This window comes from Streptomyces sp., assembly GCF_035563135.1.
Classification (GTDB): domain Bacteria; phylum Actinomycetota; class Actinomycetes; order Streptomycetales; family Streptomycetaceae; genus Streptomyces.
Genome location: NZ_DATMVN010000063.1, coordinates 1 through 3844, shown reverse-complemented (window position 1 = coordinate 3844; position 3844 = coordinate 1). Strand labels below are relative to the sequence as shown.

The 3844-nt window shown below is 67.3% G+C and carries 2 protein-coding genes and 1 pseudogene; 1 reads left to right on the top strand and 2 read right to left on the bottom strand.

Annotation, left to right across the window (positions count from 1 at the left end):
• Positions 1 to 554: 554 nt before the first annotated feature.
• Entirely contained in the window at positions 555 to 2099 is a 1545-nt protein-coding gene (locus VN520_RS02710; protein WP_325745198.1) for an ABC transporter substrate-binding protein, read from the bottom strand.
• A gap of 675 nt (positions 2100 to 2774) precedes the next feature.
• Positions 2775 to 2919, bottom strand: a pseudogene (locus VN520_RS39530) (IS30 family transposase); the annotation flags it as partial.
• A 263-nt stretch (positions 2920 to 3182) separates the two neighbouring features.
• Here VN520_RS39530 and VN520_RS02705 point away from each other — a divergent pair.
• Positions 3183 to 3844: alpha/beta fold hydrolase (locus VN520_RS02705; RefSeq protein ID WP_325745197.1), on the top strand; the 662-nt coding region annotated here is incomplete at its 3' end.

Here is a 3844-nt window from a genome sequence, read left to right as displayed (position 1 = left end):
CCCGTCTCGCCGGAGGCGGATTCCTCGGCGCATGACGTCACGAGAAGCAGGGCGCCGACGGCGGCCAGCAGGCGAGGGAGGTGACGAGGGCGCAGAGCGGATCGCGGGGTCACAGCTTCGGACGTTACGGATCGTGACGGTCCGCCGTCGGTGACTTCCTGGCATGTCACCCGGTCGGGCTACCGAGCATCGCCACCACGCCCGGGGCGCGTGTCCCCTGAGCAGATCCCGGGCGACGCCGGGCCGCCCGTGCGGCCTGCTCGCCCCTGCGAATCCGGGTCGACCGAAAGGGGGGCAGTCTCCATTCTGGCCACCCGAGGACCGTCGTCCGGCCTGCTTCACCGGCCGCGCAGACACGCCACAACCACCCGGATAGGTGCGGCTGTAGTACTGAGCCACTGCTGCAGGCGGTGGAGAAGCTGGGCGGGTCAGCAGAGTCACTCCCGCGTGGGTCGGCCTGCACCGCGACGTGGGACCACGTGCCTCGGTGCGGAGCGAGGGTGCCCGTCGGCCGTCGGGACCCGCAGCTTCCGACGGCCGACCGCGTGGCTGCCCTACTCGAAGGTCTGGAGAGGGGGCGTGCCGCCTACCGTCCCGCGAATGGTCGTGCACTCGTTGAAGGCCCAGCTCACGTCCGGGTTCCCGAACGGCGCGAACCAGGCGTTCTCCACCAGGAATTCGTTGATCCCCTGGTAGATATCCGCCGTCTCGTCAGGGTCGGCGACCGCCCACTCCGCCAGTAGCGCCTTCAGCTCGGGAGCCTCGCTCTTGAAAGGATTCAAGCCAGCAGTGGGGACCACGTAGTTGGACACGACACTCACCTCTACGTTGGAAGGCACCTTGTAGACGAACATGGGGAACTCGCCGCTGACGAGCCGGGGTAGGGCCTCTGCCCGCGGAACGGGCAGGACCTCGGCCCGGATGTTCAGCAGACCGAGCTGCTGCACCGTGATGGCGGTGTACTCGTCCTGGTAGCCGCCGATCTCCGGGAGCACGACGTCGAACCCGTTGGCGTAACCGGCCTCCGCCATCAGCTCTTTCGCGGCCTCGACGTCGTAGTCGTAGTGGTCCAGGAGGTCCTCCTGGAAGCCCGACGTGCCGGGGCTGAAGAGCTGGGGACTGGCGGTGCCGTGGCCGTTCCAAATGGCCTTCGCGATCGCATCCCGGTCGAAGACCATGTTGATCGCCTGCCGCACCCGCACATCTCCGAGCGCGGGGATCTTCGTTCCCGCCCGATCCGCGAGGAAGAAACCGCTCATCACACTCGGGAAAGCCTCGACGTGCGCGCCCTGAGACTCCGCCTTCTGCACGTTGGCGCTGAGGATCTCAGCGCCGTCGATCTGCCCGGACGCAAGCGCATTGAGCTGAGCCGTCTCGTCCGCCATCACCTGGAATTCCAGCTTGTCATAGGGGAACTCGTCGGAGTTCCAGTAGTCCGGATTCCGGTCGTAGATGAGCTTGCTCCCGGTCACCGTCTCTTGCAGGTTCAATGTGTAGGGGCCGCTGCCGACCGGCTCCGTGTCCATGGTCGGGGAACCGATCGACGCCGGGCTGACCAGTACGCCCGCCGCGTCTGATAGGTGGTTCAACAGGGCTGGATTGGGAGCCGGCAACGTGAGGGTGAGGGTCATGTCGTCCACCACGGCCACCTCGATGCCACGCAGACGACTCGCGACGGGTCCGCCCCCGTCCCGGAATGCTTCCAGGCTGGCCTTGGCAGCCTCCGCATCGACCGGCGCTCCGTCGGTGAACGTCGTGCCCTCGCGCATCGTCAGTGTGAGTTCCGTCTTGTCCTCGTTGTAGGACCACTTCTCTGCAGCACCCGGCTGGATGCTGCGATCCTCCACATCGCTCTGCAGCAGGGTGTCGTACACCGCCCGCCATTGAATCCAGGCATGGCCACCCCCGACCTGCCTCCTGAAGTCCCAGCCGTTGACCGTGTTCTCCAGCGCCATAGTCAGGGTCTTGTCGCAGTTGTCCCCCGACGCGGAGGTGTCACCTCCGCTGTCGCCACCGCTGCCACCTCCGCATGCGGCCAGAAGAAACATCGCGCTCATGCCGAGCGCTGCTGTCGCGCGCGCACCGCGTCCAGGTGGCATTTTCTTGGACAATCTGTTACGGGACACGTGTACTCCGTACGTCGCGGTGTGAACGTGAGCCAACTCTCGTTTTGACGGGGAGTCAACCAAACGTTGGGTACGGCTTCAAAGGGCTCTGTGGTCCTCAGAGGCCCTGCGGTCGGAGTCAACCCAACGCAGAAGCCGACGCGATCGAGGCAGTGACGGAGCGGTGCCCCGCCGCCGTCCCGTAAGAGCCGCCCGGCGCCCTGTCCCGCGAAGGGTGGGACAACCGGACAGCCTCACGCCCGCCAGAGGTGTCGAGGTGGTGGGCAACGGTCCGAAGTCCTGGCCCCTGGCCGCGCCCTACATCCGGACGTCGCCACGGCCCACGACGCCGCCCAAGACCGCGCCGCGCGTCAGGACCGCGGGCCTCAACGTCCCCGGGCCAAGATCACGATCTCCGGCTCACGCCACGCGATTCACCAGGAACCGCGAAGAGCCAGGGAAGCGTGCGTACGAGCCGCTGCCCATGGTGAGGGCACGAGCATTGCCGGGGTAGCCCATGGACCCGACTACAAGGGTGCTGGCTGCCGGTCACGGGTCCGGCCTGCTCTGGGCGCTGGTGGATCTCCTGGCGCTGCTGCCGATTGAGATTCGCAACTGGTACGGCGGGGGCAGTCCCGGCCGCTGCAACAACCGCTTGGTGGAGCAACCTAGTTGCTCGTCCAGGACTTCAGCGGGGCCTTCGAGTCGAGGACCTTCCGGGCCTGCTGTTGACCGCGGCTCGGACGGCGAGGAGGTCCTCGAGGTCGCAGCGGGAGAGGTCGGTGCCTTTGGGGAAGTGCTGGCGCAGCAGACCGCGACCGCCGGTACCTTGCGCGGGTTCACGAGCCTGCCGCTCCGCTTCTTGACCCGCTAACCACCGACCCGCCTGGGCAGACAACACAACGAGGTCCCCCGACGTGACGTCGGGAACACGTCTCCGCGTCCTGTTGGAGTTCAATGCTTTCCTCTTCTCGGCTTCGCCCCCGGCGATCTGGCGGCCGCTTGTGCCTGAGTGCGAGCGGCTCACGGAGATGACATTCCGGGCTTGATGAATAATGCGACGAAAAGGGAAGGCGAATGGACGAAATGGGCAAGCGGAAGGCTACTGAGGCAACGGGCAGCGCGCCGACGGTGGTGCTGATCCACGGCTGGGCCGGTTCTTTCGACGGCACCTACGGCAGCAACGGCTGGCGCGAAGCGCTCGCCGCGCGCCGCCGCGCGGTGAGCGAACTCGACCTGCCCGGGCATGGCGACCCGGCGGCGTCGGATCAGCCGGAGGAGTACGGCGATCTGGCCACACGGGTGCAGGCGCTGCTTCCCGACGGTCAGGTGGACGTCGTCGCCTTCTCACTCGGCGCCAAGCTCACGCTCGAGATGGCGGTCCGCGATCCGGGTAAGTTCCGGCGCATCGTGATCGCCGGACTGGGCGACGGCGTGTTCCAGCACGAGACCGGGCAGCGGCTCGCTGATGTCGTCCAACGGGGCATGACGGCGGACGAGCGCGCGGCGATGCCAGACATCGCCGGTTATCTGGCTCGTACCCCGAGCAACCGACCCGACGCCATGGCCGCGTTGCTCCGGCGGCCGCCCAATCCCGTACTCCCCCCCGAGCGGCTCGCGCAGATCACCGCGAAGGTGTTGATCCTCAACGGCGACGCAGACACGATCGCCATCCCCGACGACGGACTGCGGGCGGCGCTGCCGAACCACGAGTACGTCTCGCTCCCCGGCGTCGACCA

What these genes read in the sequence shown, in the direction of transcription:
- VN520_RS02710 (WP_325745198.1), bottom strand. Translation starts at nt 2,099, where the DNA reads ATGCCACCTGGACGCGGTGCGCGCGCGACAGCAGCGCTCGGCATGAGC.